The sequence below is a fragment of the Sphingobacterium chungjuense genome (assembly GCF_011316935.1).
Taxonomy (GTDB): domain Bacteria; phylum Bacteroidota; class Bacteroidia; order Sphingobacteriales; family Sphingobacteriaceae; genus Sphingobacterium; species Sphingobacterium chungjuense.
In genome coordinates this window covers 595618-613707 of sequence record NZ_WLYS01000003.1, presented here as the reverse complement: position 1 = coordinate 613707, position 18090 = coordinate 595618, and the positions used below count along the sequence as shown (strand labels likewise).

Annotated in this window: 13 protein-coding genes; 3 read left to right on the top strand and 10 right to left on the bottom strand. The window is 43.9% G+C overall.

Translation table 11 applies throughout. The features are described 5' to 3' along the window. Position 1 precedes the first annotated feature (1 nt). The 5 genes from GKO22_RS10325 to GKO22_RS10305 all read right to left on the bottom strand — a co-directional run bounded on the left by GKO22_RS10325 (position 2) and on the right by GKO22_RS10305 (position 8002). The gene (locus GKO22_RS10325; protein ID WP_166334740.1) at positions 2-3370 is read right to left on the bottom strand and encodes a TonB-dependent receptor; all 3369 of its coding nucleotides are present in this window, start codon (positions 3368-3370) and stop codon (positions 2-4) included. Between the two features lie 130 nt (positions 3371-3500). Beyond that, the gene (locus tag GKO22_RS10320) at positions 3501-4667 is read right to left on the bottom strand and encodes a FecR family protein (protein ID WP_166334738.1); all 1167 of its coding nucleotides are present in this window, start codon (positions 4665-4667) and stop codon (positions 3501-3503) included. 56 nt (positions 4668-4723) lie between these two features. Next, complete coding sequence (locus GKO22_RS10315; RefSeq protein WP_166334736.1) at positions 4724-5290, bottom strand: sigma-70 family RNA polymerase sigma factor; 567 nt, start codon at positions 5288-5290, stop codon at positions 4724-4726. A gap of 193 nt (positions 5291-5483) precedes the next feature. Then, positions 5484-6569 (bottom strand): MBL fold metallo-hydrolase, encoded by a 1086-nt coding sequence (locus tag GKO22_RS10310; protein WP_166334734.1) that lies wholly within the window; start codon positions 6567-6569, stop codon positions 5484-5486. A gap of 41 nt (positions 6570-6610) precedes the next feature. Further along, a complete protein-coding gene (locus GKO22_RS10305) occupies positions 6611-8002 on the bottom strand; it encodes an arginine decarboxylase (RefSeq protein ID WP_166334732.1) in 1392 nt (463 codons plus the stop codon). Between the two features lie 106 nt (positions 8003-8108). On the opposite strand from GKO22_RS10305, the gene argS reads away from it, so the two are divergent. From argS to GKO22_RS10290, 3 genes are read left to right on the top strand one after another with little or no spacing between them, the layout of a single operon-like run. Then, complete coding sequence (gene argS / locus GKO22_RS10300; protein WP_166334730.1) at positions 8109-9890, top strand: arginine--tRNA ligase; 1782 nt, start codon at positions 8109-8111, stop codon at positions 9888-9890. A 9-nt stretch (positions 9891-9899) separates the two neighbouring features. Next, entirely contained in the window at positions 9900-10976 is a 1077-nt protein-coding gene (locus GKO22_RS10295) for a Gfo/Idh/MocA family oxidoreductase (protein WP_166334729.1), read from the top strand. Further along, positions 10972-12165, top strand: a complete 1194-nt coding sequence (locus GKO22_RS10290; protein ID WP_166334919.1) for a BaiN/RdsA family NAD(P)/FAD-dependent oxidoreductase — start codon at positions 10972-10974, stop codon at positions 12163-12165. Before GKO22_RS10295 ends, GKO22_RS10290 begins: the two co-directional genes overlap by 5 nt. Positions 12166-12248: 83 nt before the next feature. Here the strand turns inward: GKO22_RS10290 and rodA are convergent, their stop codons facing one another. The 5 genes from rodA to GKO22_RS10265 all read right to left on the bottom strand — a co-directional run bounded on the left by rodA (position 12249) and on the right by GKO22_RS10265 (position 18060). After that, positions 12249-13523 carry a rod shape-determining protein RodA gene (gene rodA, locus GKO22_RS10285; RefSeq protein WP_166334727.1) on the bottom strand — a complete coding sequence of 425 codons (1275 nt, stop codon included), beginning with the start codon at positions 13521-13523 and terminating at the stop codon, positions 12249-12251. Between the two features lie 43 nt (positions 13524-13566). Continuing rightward, complete coding sequence (gene mrdA, locus GKO22_RS10280) at positions 13567-15510, bottom strand: penicillin-binding protein 2 (protein WP_166334725.1); 1944 nt, start codon at positions 15508-15510, stop codon at positions 13567-13569. A 21-nt stretch (positions 15511-15531) separates the two neighbouring features. Then, positions 15532-16056, bottom strand: coding sequence for a rod shape-determining protein MreD (locus GKO22_RS10275; protein WP_166334723.1), 525 nt, complete (start codon positions 16054-16056; stop codon positions 15532-15534). Then, positions 16049-16882, bottom strand: a complete 834-nt coding sequence (mreC, locus tag GKO22_RS10270) for a rod shape-determining protein MreC (protein WP_166334721.1) — start codon at positions 16880-16882, stop codon at positions 16049-16051. The genes GKO22_RS10275 and mreC overlap by 8 nt, the downstream gene beginning before the upstream one ends. 155 nt (positions 16883-17037) lie before the next feature. Further along, positions 17038-18060 carry a rod shape-determining protein gene (locus tag GKO22_RS10265; RefSeq protein ID WP_066750435.1) on the bottom strand — a complete coding sequence of 341 codons (1023 nt, stop codon included), beginning with the start codon at positions 18058-18060 and terminating at the stop codon, positions 17038-17040. Positions 18061-18090 lie beyond the last annotated feature (30 nt).

Here is an 18090-nt window from a genome sequence, read left to right as displayed (position 1 = left end):
ATTAAAATCCAACCTGTACTCCAAACGTGAACACTTTTGTTTGTGGGATAGTGCCTTGTGTCGATGAAAACTCACCAAAACCAATCATGAGTTCTGGGTCGTAACCTGTCCATTTGGTAAATGTTGCTAGGTTTTCTCCTTGCGCATATACTTTTAGGTTGGTCATGCCAAGACGTTGTGCGATGCCTGTCGGCAATTGATAAGATACCGTGACATTCTTTAAGCGGATGAATGAAGCATCTTCCAAAAATCGGCTGCTGGTAGTGGCGTGTGAAATACTGCCGACCTCGGTATTAGCATCGAATGGACGCGGTACGGTGGTGACTTGACCAGGCGTAGTCCAACGATTCAAGAAGATGCGCTCTAACGTATTACGGTTGTCGCCACCATTCAAGAACCAACGGCTGTGCATACCCGCATTGCTGAGTTCCCGGCCGTAGTCATAGTGGAAAAATGCACTTGCAGAGAATCCCTTGTAGCTAAAGGTGTTGGTGAATCCACCGAAGAAATCACTCATCTGGTTTCCAAAGATCTTCAGATCGTTCGGACTGCTGGGCGTATACGTTACCTCTCCATTCGCATCATACCACATCGGACGACCCGTTGCTGAATTGACACCAGCATAATCTAAAGTCACATTGGTGCGCAATGAATAACCTACGCGTACCGATTGGTCGCCCGGCAGCACTTGGTCGTCGCCCAAGAGTTGTAGAACGCGATTACGTAAAAAGGTAATGTTGAAGTTGGTTGTCCAAGTAAAATGACCCGCTTTTACATTCGTAGTGCGAATATCAAATTCCACCCCTTCGTTTTTTACGCGGCCAATATTACTGGTTACATTGGAAAAACCACTCAAGTAAGGTAAAGGTCTATCCAATAGTAAATCGCTACTAACGCGTCTAAATACCTCGATAGAACCTGAAATACGATTATTGAAGAAACCGTAATCCAAACCGATGTTAGATGTTAAATTTCTCTCCCATTTAAGGTCTGTATTGGCCAATCCAGAGGGGCGAAGTCCGGGCTCCTGATTGTAGTTTGAAGAGCTGGAACTGCCATACAATGCTCTAGCATCGAAATTGCCAATGGCATCGTTACCTGTCTCACCATAACCTGCTCGTATTTTCAATTGGTTGATCCAAGCTTGGTCATCCATAAATGATTCTTCCGAGATATTCCAACCTGCTGAAATGGCTGGAAACCATCCAAAGTAATTGTTTGCACCAAATCGGGATGAACCATCATAGCGTAACACACCGCTCAACAAATATTTTTTATTGAAATCGTAGTTGACTTGTGTAAATAGACCAGCGCGTTTGAACCCAGTCCAACTTCCAGAAGCGCTACCGATCACTGCCGCAGATTGTAATGTGCGAAATTGGTGTGTGGTAAAACCACTTGCGGAGATCGAGTTCATCTCACGATTGTCGTTACGGTACTCAAAACCCAATAAGGCAGAGATATTATGCTGATCGTTCCAGCTGGTATTGTACTGTAAGGTCTGGTTGGTGATGAAGTTGCGGTTTTGGCGAGCACCAACAGTCAATGAACCTTGTGCTGCAAATCCACTTCTGGTGCGTGGATCTACGTAGCGCTCATCGTCAATCAGACGAAAATCTAATCCGTAGAATGATTTGAACGATAAGTTGTCTAATATTTTGTACGTCGCGCTTACATTAGTCACCAAAGCTTTGGTGCGACTTTGTAAGGTTCCTAGTAAACTTTCCTGAATAGGATTTCTATTGGACGATCCGGGGAAACCTTCAATTGGCGCATTCATAGAGCCATCAGGATTATAGATCGGGATGAAAGGCAACATGGTAGGTGCGGCATATTGCGGTGCAGCATATGCACCCGTAGAGCCGTTACTTCCAGAAGTACCGTTCTGTACGATACTACTTAAGTTTGTATTCAAATCAAAAGAAAGACGCTTCGAAATTTCGTGTCTCAAGTTGATTTTAGCCGTAGCGCGTTCAAAATCGATCGCCACCACATTGCCATCTGTTTTGTTGTAGGAAGCGGATACGAAAAATTGTGTTTTCTCATTACCACCACTAGCCGAAATATCTGCATTGTTAGTTCTCCCGGTACGGAAAGCTGCTTCTTGCCAGTTGTATGTTCCTAATGCAGCAATATCCTCATCAGTCAAATCTGCTGGCAATCCAACTGCGGTCAGCATATCTGCACGGTTACGTTCCAGCGTACGTGTTGGATATCTATTGTTTCTGGCTTCGAATCGTGATGTAAAATATTGCTCAGTAGACATCATAGCCACTTCTGGCATCGGCGTAGTGATACCGTTGTAGTAATTGAGGCCAATTTTTGTCTTGCCCGCTTTACCACGTTTCGTGGTGATCAAGACCACACCGTTGGCAGCTTGTGCACCATAAATAGATGCCGCAGCACCGTCTTTCAATACTTCGATGCTCTCCACATCATTATTATTCAAGAAAGCCAACGGATTACTGGCTGTTTGTCCAGAACTTGCAGACATATTTAGTTGCACACCATCAACAATGATCAAAGGCTCATTTCCAGCGGTAATCGATCCCATACCACGGATGTTGATATTTACAGGACCGCCTGGTACACCATTGGCAGCCATAATATTTACACCGGATAATTGGCCTTGCATCGCGCGGTCAATACTTTGTACCGGTACATTTTCAAGTACATCCGATTTGATGGAAGACATCGCGCCCGTAATAGAGCGTTTTTCCTGTGTCATGTAACCGGTGATGACCACATCTTCCACTTCGTTGATCGCTGGTTCGAGTATGATGTCGATGGTGCGAGCTGTACCGACAACCACCGTTTTGGTATTATAGCCCATCATGGAAATGACAATGTTGTCACCCCGTTTTACCGAAAGGTTAAAAACGCCATCCGCTCCTGTGCCGACCGCTTGCGAGTTGCTTCGCACACTGGCGCCAGCTACTGTAGCCGTGCCATCATCGGTGCGAATATACACCGTGCCACGTAGCGGAAATGTTTCTTGCTGATTTGCACTAGCATTTGCTTTAGTAGCTACCGGAAGTGCTTTTTCTTTAAGAATAATGCTTTTCCCAGAGAGCTTGTAGGTGAGTGGCTGATTTTTTAGACATAAATCTAATACCTCAACCAAGGGCATATTGAGCACCTCAATATTGATAGGATTCGATTTGTCAAGCAATTCTTGCGTATAGATAAAACTATACGATGTTTGTTTGCGAATATCCGAGAATACATCTTTCAGCTTGGCGTCCTTTTTGCTTAAGGTAACGCGTTGAGCGAAGGTGTTTGTTGCATAGGTGCCGATCGCGCAGGTGAGCAGTAGGGCAACGATTAAATTTAAGCGCATAAGGATACCTTTGGCTTTTGATAATTTCATATATTTGATTAGGGTTAGAAAACTACGATTTTCACGATTAGATAGCTGTTGACCCTATATTTGACAGGGCATTGCTGCAACAATGTCCTGTTATATTCTCTAGGGTAACATATTTATTTGCACATAGCATTTATGGCATGACAGTTACCCTCCTTCCTTCCACTTTAAAATGAACTTTTTCGGTCATTTCTAACAGGTCTAAAAGTTCCTGCAGATTTTCGAAACGGGAGATTTCTCCACCAAATTTTTCCGTAGGAATAGTACCTGCATAGGCAACCTCGATATCATACCATTTCGCAATCTTTTTCATGATATCTTGGATAGAGATTTCATCGAAGTAGAAATAACCCTCCTTCCAATCGGCAAAAGAGCGCGTATCCACTTCTTGTACATGAATAGCACCGGATCCGGAGGAGGATACCATCGCTTGTTGTCCGGGGCGCAACATACTTGTGCCCGCTTGCGCGGTAATCTGTACTTTTCCTTCGATCAAGGTCGTTTGTGTTTGCGCATTTTCTTTGTACGCGTTGATGTTGAATTGTGTGCCAAGTACCTGTACCTGATGTCCCGATAACTCTACCGTGAAAGGAGCTAATGTACCCCTGTTGACAGACATTTTCTGCACATCAAAATATCCTTCACCTTCTAATTTCACTTTTCTATCGGCCAAAAAGTTGAGCGGATAACTCAATTTGGACGCTGCATTCAACCATATGGTCGAGCCATCAGGTAATTTTACCGTGTATTGTCCGCCTTTTGGCGTAGTGATCGTGTGCCATCCTGCACTATTGTTATCTGTACCGGTATATTCATAGACGGGGCGTCCTTCGGCATCCGCGTATACACGCATCGTGCCAGAAGAATGATTTACCTTTGTTTCAAAATCGGATAAGGGCACGATGGTACCGTCTTCTAATGTGAGTACCGCTTTATCTGTTCCCGCCGCGATTACGGCGCTTACTTCTTTCGCCGGTTTAAACAAAAGGGAGATAAGTATTAAAGCGGCAGCGAGGCATGCTGCACTCAACGCTGCAACTTTAAACCAGTTGCCCTTTGTCTTTTTATTGCGCTGTTGTGTAGTAATCCTGCCTAAAATCTGTGCAAGCTCGGTCTCTGTATCGTAAGCCTGTAATTTATTCAGTGCTTCTTTCTCAGATGCGCTATTTTTGAGTTGCTGGTATAAGGTAGCATTTTTTGAGGTCGACAACCAGTTCGTGAGCTCCTGTTGTTCTTGTGCATTCAATGCACCTGTTCGCTCTTTGTGGAGCAATTCAATAATTCGATACTTGGTAGTCATATATTCTATATACGGCTAGCCAATCAGAAAGTACCTTAAAAAAAAGAAAGATTTTTTTATAAACTGAATAACCAGTATAGGATAGTAGGGATCGAAGCATGCTTCAGCAGGAGGGAGCGCAGTAATTTCAGTCCTTTCGACTTTTGGTTTTTCACCGTTTGCATCGATAAATTGAGCTCTTGTGCGATTTCTTGGTTTTTCAAGCCTTCCACATAGCTCATGGTAAGTACATTGCTGTAGGCCGCTGGTAGCTTTTCCAGTCCGCGAAAGATCATCGCCCAGTATTCATTCTCGATGATGACATGATCTACGGCTGCATCTTCGAATGGCATAGATCGTGCATAACCATCTTCGCGTAATTTACTGTTTTTTTGTAGGCTCAACTCGTCCAGACAGGCATGATGTACGGCTTTGTACAGGTAATTTCGACAATGTTCGTAGCTTTCGAAGGCCATTTCACGTTGCCAGAGTTTTACAAAAAGAGAGTTGACCAGGTCTTTTTCATTCTCGGGAATAAATTTGGAAGCGAAGAGACATAAGGGCGCAAAAAAATCACGGTATACAGACTGGAAATGATCCACGTCATGCAGGTAGATTTTATTGTCAATAGTTGGGCTCGTCATGTACTCTTCATTGTAAGATTGAGATCTTATGGTAGAGAATACCAAATTTAACCAAAAGCAAAACTAAAAACAACAATCTGACGTCGATTGTTGTAACGAATACCTAGAAGTTTGGCTGGTAGGTAAGTTCTCTGATGTGCACGAAGGTACTAAGGCTACTTTAAGCCGATGTTAAAGCGGTGCTAAGTAATTGCTAAATATTTTCCCACCAGGCGTCGAAAGACTGATTTTGGTTCAAATATACCACTTCGCCAATTTTGGGCGTGGCGGCTAGCGCCGACTTATTTTTGGCATATTGTGTGACTTCTTTCAAAGGCTCATCCCAATCGTGAATGGATAAGACGAACTTGGCAGAATGTACCGGGATGAATTTCTCTGCACGCAAATCTTGGCTCGCTTGTACCACCTCATCAGGCAGCATATGGATGTATCTCCAAGAAGTATTATATTGTCCGTTTTCCAAAATCGCCCAATCAAACGGCCCCAAAGCGTTACCAATTTCCCTGAAATGCTTGCCATAACCGCTATCGCCACCCAAATACAGGTTGAGGTTGCTAGAGCGAACAGCAAAAGAAGACCACAAACTAGTATTGCGTGTGAGCCAGCGTCCTGAAAAATGACGCGCAGTACAGCTGGTGAAATGCAAGCCATCGATATCTGCGGTTTCTCCCCAATACAATTCCGTGATTTTGGCTGCTGGATAACCCCAACCTTCGAAATGTGCACCTACACCCAGCCCAGTCAATACCTGCTTCACTTTGGGTTCTAAAGCACGGATCGTGGCATAATCCAAGTGATCCCAGTGGTCATGACTGATGATGAGGATATCTATTTCGGGCATTTCGGCTACGCCGAATGTATTCGTACCCAAAAATGCTTTGATGTTATTAACAGGCGATGCATTTCCACTAAAAACTGGATCTACCAGAATACGTTTGCCATCCAACTGTAGGTAATAGGAGGAGTGACCAAACCAAACTAACACATTGCTATCCAAAGGCAAAGCATTAAGATCCGTTTGTACATGTGGTAGCTCGGATAGTGGTTGCTTGTTAGGGTTGCTCGTGAAAAGCCATTTGCGCATCACGGTCAACATGGTTTCCCCCTCGGCTAAACTAGGCGTGTTTTCGAGATTGTCAAACACGCCGTTTTTGAAATTAGGCGCCGCCTCCATACGTTGCAGGCGCTCGCCTTTGGCATAATATCCAATCTTATCTTGCTTGCTAAACAGGTAAAAAGCCAAGGCTATAACTACCAGTACGATTATAAGAATCCACATAAAACGTTTCAAAGATTGGTATCTATTAAATGGATAAAAGGTTATTGATAACCCAGTAATTTCATCACTTGTTTCGAATTTTGCTCCTCACCAAACACTTCGTAGTTGAATGTCTCGTCGCGATTTCTGCGAATCAACACGTGCTTAGGAGAAGGCAGCAAACAATGGTGTATACCACCATAACCACTCAATACTTCCTGATAAGCACCCGTATGGAAGAATCCCAAATACTGCACTTTACGAGTTTTCGGCATAAATACCGAGTTCATATGCGCTTCTTGGTTATAATAATCTTGTCCATCACAGGTGATACCACCTAAGTTGACGCGTTCGTATTCGGAATCCCAGTTATTGATCGGAAGCAAAATGTATTTTTGGTTTAGCGCCCAAACATCGGGCAAGTTAGTGATGAATGAACCATCCAACATCAACCATTTCTCGCGATCATTCTGCTGTTTACGACCCAATACCTTGTATAAGATACCCGAAGCTTCAGCCACGGTGTATTTTCCGAACTCCGTAATGATATCTGGTTCCAATACTTCGTGGTGTGCGCAGATTTGTTTGATGCGGTTCACGATCTCATTCACCATGTATTCAAAGTCGAAATCATGTACCAAAGAATCTTTGAATGGCATACCGCCACCAATATCTAAGGTATCTAGATCTGGATTAATTTTCTTGAATTTACAGTACAACGTCACGTATTTCTCCAACTCATTCCAGTAATACGGCGTATCCGAAATACCCGAGTTGATGAAGAAATGTAATAGTTTTACTTTAAAATTTGGATTTTCAGAGATTTTGGAGTTGTAAAAATCGATCACATCTTCCATGCGAATACCTAGGCGAGACGTATAAAATTGCGAATCAGGTTGTTCCTCTGCCGCAATACGAATTCCTAGATTACAAGGTGTGCCCAATTCGACCTCATCATCGTACATATTGAACTCTTCTTTGTTGTCCAGTACCGGAATGATATTGGTGTATCCATCGTGCAACATATCGACGATATACTGCTTGTATTGATAGGTTTTGAAACCATTGCAGATTACCGTGATATCCTTCGTCACCGTGCCTTGGCGTTCCAATGCATCGATCATCGGCATATCAAATGCCGAAGAAGTTTCGAGGTGAATATCGTTTTTCAACGCCTCTTCCACCACATGCTTGAAATGCGAAGATTTCGTACAGTAACAATACTTGTACGAACCGCGGTAATTATGCTTTAAGATGGCAGTTTGAAAGAGTATTTTAGCCTGTTGGATCTTTTTGCTGATGATTGGGAGGTAGGTAAAACGCAGGGGCGTGCCATACGTCTCTATTAACTCCATGAGGTTTAGATCGTGGAAGTATAATTCGTCATCAATGATGTCGAATCCGTCTTGCGGGAAACCGACACTTAAGTCAAGAAATTCCTGATAGCTCTGCATTTTTTGTTATTTTTGGCAAAGATATGCTTTCGTAATGAATACCTATTACAAACACCGTAATTTTTCACCCTCATTATCAGAAGCTTTATAACATTCTTACATTTATATGGCGGATTCATCAATTCCACAAAGACTCGTTGCCGAGACCGTGAACGCGGTAAAATCGCTTTATCAAGCGGATATTCCTGATACTCAAATTAGTTTGCAAGAAACTCGAAAAGAGTTTGAAGGACAATTTACGATTGTAATTTTTCCCGTCACCCGTTTTTCAAAGAAATCTCCGGAACAAACTGGGCAAGAAATTGGTGAAATACTACAGCAACAAATTGCGGAAGTAGTATCCTATAATGTGATTAAAGGATTTTTGAATATTGTGCTTTCCGATGCGTATTGGATCAAACTATTGCACGAATCGATTTCAGCTTCGGACTTTGGTGTATTTGAGCCGACGGGCAAACGCATCATGGTGGAGTATTCATCGCCCAATACAAACAAACCTTTGCACTTAGGCCATATCCGCAACAACCTCTTAGGTTTTTCGGTGGCAGAGATCTGGAAAGCGTACGGTTATGATGTGATCAAAGCCAATCTGATTAATGATCGTGGTATTCATATCTGTAAGTCGATGTTGGCTTGGCAGAAATTTGGCAATGGCGAAACACCAGAAACAGCTGGATTGAAAGGTGACCATTTGGTGGGTAAATATTATGTCGCTTTTGATAAAGCTTACAAAGTCGAAATTGACGCACTCAAAGCGCAAGGCCAAACAGAAGAAGAAGCTAAGAAGAATGCGCCCTTGATCAAAGAAGCGCAACACATGTTGCAACAATGGGAAGCAGGCGATGAAGCCGTCATCCAATTATGGAAAACCATGAACGAATGGGTGTACGCTGGTTTTGGTGTTACTTACGATTCTTTGGGTGTTTCTTTCGATAAATTCTACTATGAGTCGGATACTTATTTATTAGGAAAAGATATTATTCAAGAAGGACTGGATAAAGGTGTGTTCTTCAAAAAAGAAGATAACTCGGTCTGGATCGACCTCACGGCAGATGGTCTGGATGAAAAGCTCGTATTGCGTGGTGATGGTACTTCGGTATACATTACACAGGATTTGGGCACCGCTCAATTGAAATACGATGAGTTTGGTATGGAAGAATCGATCTATGTGGTGGGTAATGAGCAAGATTACCACTTCAAAGTATTGTTCTTGATTCTTAAAAAATTAGGTAAAGCTTGGGCAGATGGTCTTTTCCACCTGTCATACGGTATGGTTGATTTACCATCTGGTAAAATGAAATCCCGCGAAGGAACGGTCGTTGATGCCGATGATTTGATGGCAGAGATGATCGAAACGGCGCAAGCACGTACCGAAGAACTGGGCAAGACGGAAGGATTTTCAGAAGCAGAAAAGCAGGAACTGTATCGCACGATCGGTATGGGCGCTTTGAAGTATTTCTTGTTAAAAGTAGATCCTAAAAAACGCTTGCTATTCGATCCAAACGAATCCGTCGATTTCCAAGGCCATACGGGTCCGTTTATTCAATATACCCACGCGCGTATCAAATCGGTATTACGCAAAGCAGGTGAGGTGAACTCGAGCCAGTCTGTAGATACGATTACGGAGTACGAGCGTGACTTGATTCAAGCATTATCCAACTACCCACAAACAGTCGAAGCGGCAGCCAAAGATTTTAGTCCGGCACAGATTGCCAATTATGTATACGAATTGGCTAAGCTTTATAATAAGTTTTACCACGAGTTGAGTATTCTAAAAGTGGAAGAAGAGCATATAAAAACATTCCGCTTAAAACTATCTACTGCTACGGCATCGGTGATTGCTAGATGTATGAGTTTAATGGGAATCACGGTTCCAGAAAGTATGTAATGGTCGAAGATGTATAAAGTTGGTTTAATCGGTTTCTCTATTGGTGGTCAGGTTTTTCATGCGCCTTTTATCGCGGGAAATCCTGCCTTGCAGCTCTACAAAGTCACAGCACGTAAGGAGGAACAGCAAGCGCTGCTTGCCGAACGCTATCCAGAGGCGATTGCGGTACAATCTGCGGCGGATATCTTTGATGATCCTGCCATTGATATTGTCGTTGTGGCAACTTCCAATGACGTACACTACGATTTTGCCAAGGCAGCTTTGCTTGCTGGCAAACACGTTGTCGTTGAAAAACCATTTACCAATACGAGCGCAGAAGCTGATGAACTCATCGCGTTGGCGGCACAAAAGAATTTGTTGCTTACCGTACATCACAATGCACGCTTTCATTCGGATTTTAAGACCGTTCGCAAACTCATACTAGAAAAAGCGGTCGGCAGATTGACGAATTATGAAGCGCGATACGATCGTTTTCGCAATTATTTGCGCGGCGGCGCTTGGCGCGAGCAGAATTTGCCTGGTTCTGGTATTCACTATGATTTGGGAGCACATTTGATCGATCAAGCGTTGCAATTGTTCGGTGCGCCAATGTCAGTTTTTGCGGATCTTCGCGTACAGCGAGATGGAGCAGCAGCCGTGGATGATTTTGAAATTATTCTTTCGTATCCTACGCATAAAGTTTCTCTGAAAGGGCAGATGTTGGCCAAATTGCCGACACCGCGCTACGCGCTATACGGAACAGCTGGTTGTTTTGTGAAACCGGGAACGGATCCGCAAGAAGATCTACTTCGCAGTGGCAGTTTACCGCACCTAAATTCCGATTGGGGAATAGAACCGGAATCGACTTATGGTACATTAGCCGTTGTCGATGCCGATCAAGTAGAAACTACAAAGCAAGTGGTAAGTGAACGTGGATCTGGACAAGATTTCTATGCCAATGTGGTCGATGTGTTGCAAGGTAAAAGTACACTGACTGTACAGCCTGAGCAAGCACGCGATGTGATCCGCATATTGGAGCTTTGTGAGCAATCGTGGAATGAAAAAACCGTCATCTCTTTAGCCGGAGAACTCCTTGCATATGATTAAATATGATGCGATCATCATTGGTGCTGGCGCCTGTGGCCTGATGTGTGCTGCACAAGCGGGCTTATTGGGCAAGCGTGTGCTGGTGCTCGAGCGCAATAGCAAACCGGGCGCGAAGATCTTGATCTCTGGTGGCGGCCGTTGCAATTATACCAATCTGCATACTTCGGTCGATAATTTCGTGACCGAAAATCCGAACTTCTTGCATGCTGCGTTTAGCCAGTGGACGGTAGATGATACGATTTCTTTCTTCGAAGGATACGGATCTATTCAAGGTGCAGAAAAGACATTAGGTCAATTATTTCCCACGTCTAACAAAGCCAAAGATATTGTCGACGTATTTCTTCGTCTCATGAATCAAACAGGGCAGGAGCTGTGGTTGGATAGCTTGGTGAGAGGGGTGAAGCAGATAGACGAAGGCTTTGAAATTACCGTAGAGCGAGGTGGCGCAGTACAGCAACTCAGCGCCAAGAAAGTCGTGATGGCTTCTGGTGGTTTGCCGGTACAGAAATTGGGCGCATCGGACTTTGCCATTCGTGTAGCACGTGATTTCGGACATCGCATCGTGCGTACTGCACCCGCGTTGGTACCACTCACGATTACAGGCAAAGATGCGGCTTGGTACGCGGCGTTATCAGGCAACTCGCTGTTTGCACGCGTGTGGAATGAGCGGATCTCTTTCGAGGAAAATATTCTATTTACGCATTGGGGACTGAGTGGTCCTGCAATTTTGCAGATCTCATCCTATTGGCGTGCCGGCGAAACCTTTTCTATCGACTTACTCCCGACACATCGACTGGATCAATTGATTAAAGACGAGCGCCAGCTAGGTGGCAAGCGTACGGTTGCACAATTATTACAAGATCATTTCTCCAAGAAATTGGTAGATGCCATGGCGGATATGTTACCATTAACGCTAAAGATCGCTTCGCTAAGCAAAGCCGATGCGCAACGTATTCAAGATACTATTCATCGCTTTCAAGTAAAGCCGGCAGGTGATAAAGGTTACGACAAAGCAGAAGTGATGTCTGGTGGTGTAGCTACCGATGAACTGAATGCCAAAACACTGGAATCTAACAAGGTCAAAGGACTGTACTTCGGTGGGGAAGCCGTCGATATTACCGGTTGGCTGGGCGGTTATAATTTTCAGTGGGCGTGGGCATCTGGCTATGCCATTGCGCAAGCTATTTAATCTTTCTTTTCTCCCTCAAATTCTAATCTATAGCATTTCGCTATCTCCGATATTGGGCAGATCATAATTCTGTATGAAATAGCTTAAATATTCGATAAACCTTTGCGGGAAGAATCGAATTTCAGGAGAATGAATAGCAGGATGGTGAAGGACCATAAAGAAGATCCACCATAGCTGATAAAAGGCAGTGGAATACCAATAACGGGTACAATTCCAATCGTCATCCCGATATTGATAAAGAAGTGGAAGAAGATAATGGAAACTACACCGTAACCGTAAATTCGGCCAAAGGCTGATCGCTGCCGTTCGGCAATGTGAACCAGTCGCATGAGTAAAGCAATGTACACGCTAATCAGTACAACACAACCGACGAAACCCCATTCTTCGCCCACGGTACAGAAGATAAAATCGGTGCTTTGCTCGGGTACGAAATTGTATTTGGTCTGAGTTCCCTGCAAATAACCTTTACCAAACAATTGGCCAGAACCAATCGCAATCATGGATTGGTTGAGGTTATAACCTTGTCCACGCGGATCATCAATCTTGCCTAGAATAATATCAATACGATTTCTCTGGTGCGTTTGAAGGATATTGTCGTAGGCAAAATCCACACACAAGATGTAGGTGGAAGAGGCCAAGAATAGTATCGCAATATTAATCAGGTTCTTCCGCTTCCGACGCAGCAAGTACATAAAAAGTCCAGCTGTCGCAGCCAGCACACCGATCAATATCCACTGATTAAATAGCAAGGCTAATAGAAACAACACGATCGCTAAGCCGCCGATTACCAGCACTTGCGTGCCGACATAACCTTCCCTATAAAAAACAAATATCAACGCAAAGAAAGCTAATGCCGAACCGGTATCGGGTTGCAGCATCACGAGCATTACCGGGAAAAGAACGATCAATGATCCAAAAAACAATGTTTTTAGATTAGGGTTTTTGGTGATCTGGTTGCTGAGGTAAAAGGCGAGGAGCAGGCATGTCGCCAGCTTACCAAATTCAGAAGGTTGGAGTCGGAAGCTTCCTAAAGGAATCCAAGCTTGATTACCACCGACGTTTCGCCCTACGACTAGTACAGCGATAAGCAGCAACGTGACAATAAAGTAAACGACCGGCGCAGAGGAGATAAAGAAGTTGGCCTCGATAATTAGAATACTAAATCCAATAATAAGTGCTGTACCGATGAAGATCGATTGCTTGCCATAGTTCGTATTCAAGTTGAATAAGCTGGCTTGATCTGGATCGTACACGGCTGCATGGATGTTGAACCAACCGATCATACAAAGCATGAACCACAGGCAGACCGTCCACCAGTCGATCTGTCCAAAAAAGCTCTTCTTCTGTAAACTATTCATAGGTGTACGATCTCTCTGTTTCTTGTGTTATATAATGCTATGACTACGATCTGCGCGGTCTTTGACTGTGGTGTACCACTAAAGCCGCTTGCTCTGGCTTCTGCTTTTGGCTATCCGCAGGCTTGTTCAATGCCGTATTCGCTGGTGCAACAGGTTTTTTCGGCTTTGGTCGTAAATCACCGTTGTAGATGCGGTCTTGCAAGTATTTAGGCAACGAAATGGTATCGCGAATATACTTTTCGACCAACATACTGGCGATTGGCGCTGCCCAAGTACCACCATACCCGGCATTTTCTACGAATACAGCGATTGCAATTTTTGGGTTTTCGCGTGGCGCGAATGCAAAGAATACCGCATGGTTTTCACCATGTGGATTTTGTACCGTTCCCGTTTTTCCACACATCTCTATACCGGGAATGGCCACCGCGCGTCCTGAACCACCCTGGTTCACCACGCGACTCATTCCTTCGATCACAGGTTCATAGTATTTGGCATCTACACCTGCCGAAATCTTCTCCGTGAATTCTGGTTTTACAATCTGTTTGTCACCAATCCCTTTGATCAGGTGCGGACGATAATAAAATCCTCTATTAGCTACAATCGCGGTGATATTTGCCATTTGCAAAGGCGTGATACCCAATTCACCTTGTCCGATAGACAGGGAAATATTGAACGAAGAGCGCCATTTTCCACTACCGTAAATTTTGGTGTAATAGTTTGATGTAGGTACGAGTCCAGGTTTTTCACCGGGCAAATCAATACCTAAGGTGTTTCCCAAGCCAAATTTCATCAGCGCCTCGCGCCATAAATCATACGCTTTTGGACCCGACATGCCACGAGAATCGATCATGCGCGCAAATACATTGGCATAATACGGATTACAGGAAACCTGAATAGATCGTGCTAAGTCGATCGTGCCATGCACGCCTGTACAGCGCATCAATCCTCGTCCGCCACCGTAGCGATAACCGCCACTACACGTAAATCTAGTTTGCGCGTCGATCATGCCAGCTTGCTGTGCCGTCAATGCTGCCACGACTTTAAAAATTGATCCTGGAGGATAAGAAGCCTGTATTGGGCGAATGAACATCGGTTTGTCTTCGTTGTTCAGCAAATCCATGTAATTATTTCCCAAATCACGGCCTACCATCAGGTTAGGATCGTAGGTAGGGCTACTCACCATGGTCAATATTTCGCCAGTGGATGGTTCAATCGCGACGACAGATCCCAATTTGTTCTTCATCAGTCGCTCGGCCAAGATTTGGAGATCTTTATCCAAAGACGAAACCATTCCATCACCCGTAACGGCTAATGTGTCGTATTTGCCATCCATGAAAGAGCCTTGTGGGCGGTTGAGCGCATCTACCATTTGGTTTCTAATGCCTCGCTTGCCTCGCAACAAATCTTCATATGCCCGCTCTACGCCAGTGGCACCAATGTAATCGCCTGGTCTGTAGAATCCTTCCGAACGCTCGATATCGCGTTGATTGACTTCTTGAATATAGCCTAAAAATTGCGCGGCAATGCTGTCGGGATAACTGCGTACCGTCCGATTTTGCACATAAAAACCGCGAAACTTATACAGGTGCTCTTGCAAGCGTGCATAGGTCGTCGAAGACAACTGTTTCTCGAACTGTGAGGCGCGATACGGTGAATGCGCTTTCGCTTTTTCGATCCGCTGTATATAACCTTTTTTATCAATCCCGATCAACTCACACAGCAATAAAGTATCAATATCTTTGGCTTCACGTGGCGTGACTAGCAAATCATAGATTGGTTCATTTTGTACCAATATTTCCCCATTGCGATCCAAGATAGCGCCACGCGCCGGATAAACAATGACCTTGCGCAAAACGTTATTGTTCGCGGATAGGATGTAGCTATCGTCTATGATCTGGATATAAAATAGCCGAATCACGATCAGAATGGCTGTCGTAAGGAAAATACCCTGAATAATATACTTGCGTGTAAAGAAGCTATTGTTCATATACGCGATGGCTGTTTATAATTATATACCTAATCGAGACTTCCGTTTGTAGAACAGCAGACTGATTAATAAGATGATGGCAAAGGTACTTAAACTACTTAGTAAAATACTCAAACTGGTCATCAAGAAATTTTGGAAAGAAAATACCTCGATCACAAATAAGGTCAAATGATGAATCAATGTGCCAAAGAAAACATACGAGATATACCATTTCGATCCTAAATCGCCCCATGAAGGGCTGTCTGAAGATTGGCGTACATCCATTTCTAAGGTGATGCGTATAAAGACAATTCTGAACCAAGCTAATGCAATGCATGCTGCGGTGTGGATGCCCATCGAGTCATAAAACGCATCGATGGCTAACCCTGTAGCGAAGGCTAGCACGTATACAAAGAAGTTCGAAGTGCCTAGCGGTAATAGAAGGATAATCAAAATGTAAGGAAAGAAAGTCGCCAGGTTATAATACCCGATGTTCTTAAACAAAACGACCTGCATGGTAATCAAAGCGATAAAACGAATGATATTGTAGAACATGATCCTAGCCATTATCTTCCCTTTCTGCTTCTAGCATTTGTTTTTCTTCCTCCAAATTATCTTTGACTACGTATACGTGATGTAAGTTGTAAAAGTTGGTGCTTAACCTCACCCGAATATCCAAAAAGCTTTCTCCAGAAGCAATACCCGTTTCTGCCACCTCACCCACTTTAATGCCTTTTGGGAACAAGGAGAATCCAGAGGTACGAATTACCTGACCTTTTTCTGCTTTGATATGATTCGGAATGTCACGCAGCATGGCCAATTTAGGATCAATATTATTTCCCCAAACCAAAGATCCAAAAGCCTCTGTACTATCTAATGTGACCGAAACGCGAGAATCTGGGTGCAATAATGACCGCACGGTCGAAAAGTTAGGCGAAACATGCAACACGATACCAACTACACCATTGGATGTGATGACGCCCATACCTTTTTCAATACCCGCCTTGGTGCCTTTGCTCAACGTGAGGTAATTGCTTTTCTGGTGTATGCTATTGTTCACCACCTCGGCTACGATAAACTCATACCGGCTTTCGTCTATAGAATCAGCCAGCGGAATCGAATCTACCGTATCACGCAGGATGTATTTTTGTAATCTTTGTCTGAGTAGTGCATTCTCGCGTGCGAGATCCTCATTAGTTTTACTAAGATCCAGATAGCTTTTCCATGAATTCAATCGATCATAGAAAGAACCTACTATGACATTAGAAGAGCTGACGAAAGAAGAGCGCTGGAAAGAATTATTTCGGATGGCAAGGATGACGGCCACCGTAAAAAAAAGCAAGAACCAGAAAAAGGCGTTATAACGAATAAAGAAAAGCCAAAGGTTTTTCATCCTGTTGTTTTAATTTCCTGCTTTTGCTCCTATGGGTGGCTAACGAGCGGAAATGCCTCTGTGTAGCCTGTCCCTAAAATTATTTGACACGTTTACGGAATCATGCAATCATCATCCGCAAACGTGTCTTATTACTACTCCTTATTGGAGATGAATTACTGCATTAAAAACTTGAATCTTCCGATGTTTTTCAACGCGATACCTGTACCACGTACTACTGCACGAAGTGGATCTTCTGCAATGTGAACCGGAAGTTTGGTTTTCGCTTGTACACGTTTATCTAAACCGCGCAACAAAGCACCACCACCAGTCAAGTAAATACCTGTTTGATAAATGTCCGCAGATAGCTCTGGAGGTGTGATCTCTAAAGCTTTAAGAATCGCTTCTTCAATTTTAGAAATAGACTTGTCCAAGCAGTGCGCAATCTCGGTATACGAAACGGTGATTTGCTTTGGAATACCCGTCATTAAATCGCGACCTTGTACCGGGAAATCGTCTGGAGCATCTTGTAGCTCAGGCAATGCGGAGCCGACCTCAATTTTGATCTTCTCTGCCGTACGTTCACCGATCATAATATTGTGCTGGCGGCGAATGTATTGTACGATATCCGAGTCGAAGTTATCTCCCGCTACGCGAATAGATTGATCGCAGACAATTCCTGATAAGGCAATGACCGCAATCTCTGTAGTACCACCACCGATATCAATAATCATATTACCAACAGGCTCTTCCACATCGATACCGATACCAACAGCAGCGGCCATCGGCTCGTGGATAAGATACACTTCTTTTGCTCCAGCAATCTCCGCAGAGTCACGCACCGCGCGTTTCTCTACTTCAGTAATACCCGAAGGAATACAAACCACCATACGCAAAGAAGGGAAAAACCAGCTTTTGCCATTGTTTACCAACTTCACCATACCGCGGATCAGATGTTCTGCAGCTGTAAAATCTGCAATAACACCATCCCGAAGCGGGCGTACTGTTTTTATGTTGTCGTGCGTTTTACCTTCCATCTGCATCGCATGACGACCGATCGCGATCACTTTGTTGGTGGTGCGATCAAATGCGACTATAGAAGGCTCGTCCACCACTACTTTGTCGTTATGTATGATAAGGGTATTCGCCGTACCCAAGTCAATCGCAATTTCTTGCGTAAACCAATTAAAAAGACCCATCTAGCGCGAATTTTCTAAGTTTTATTTTAA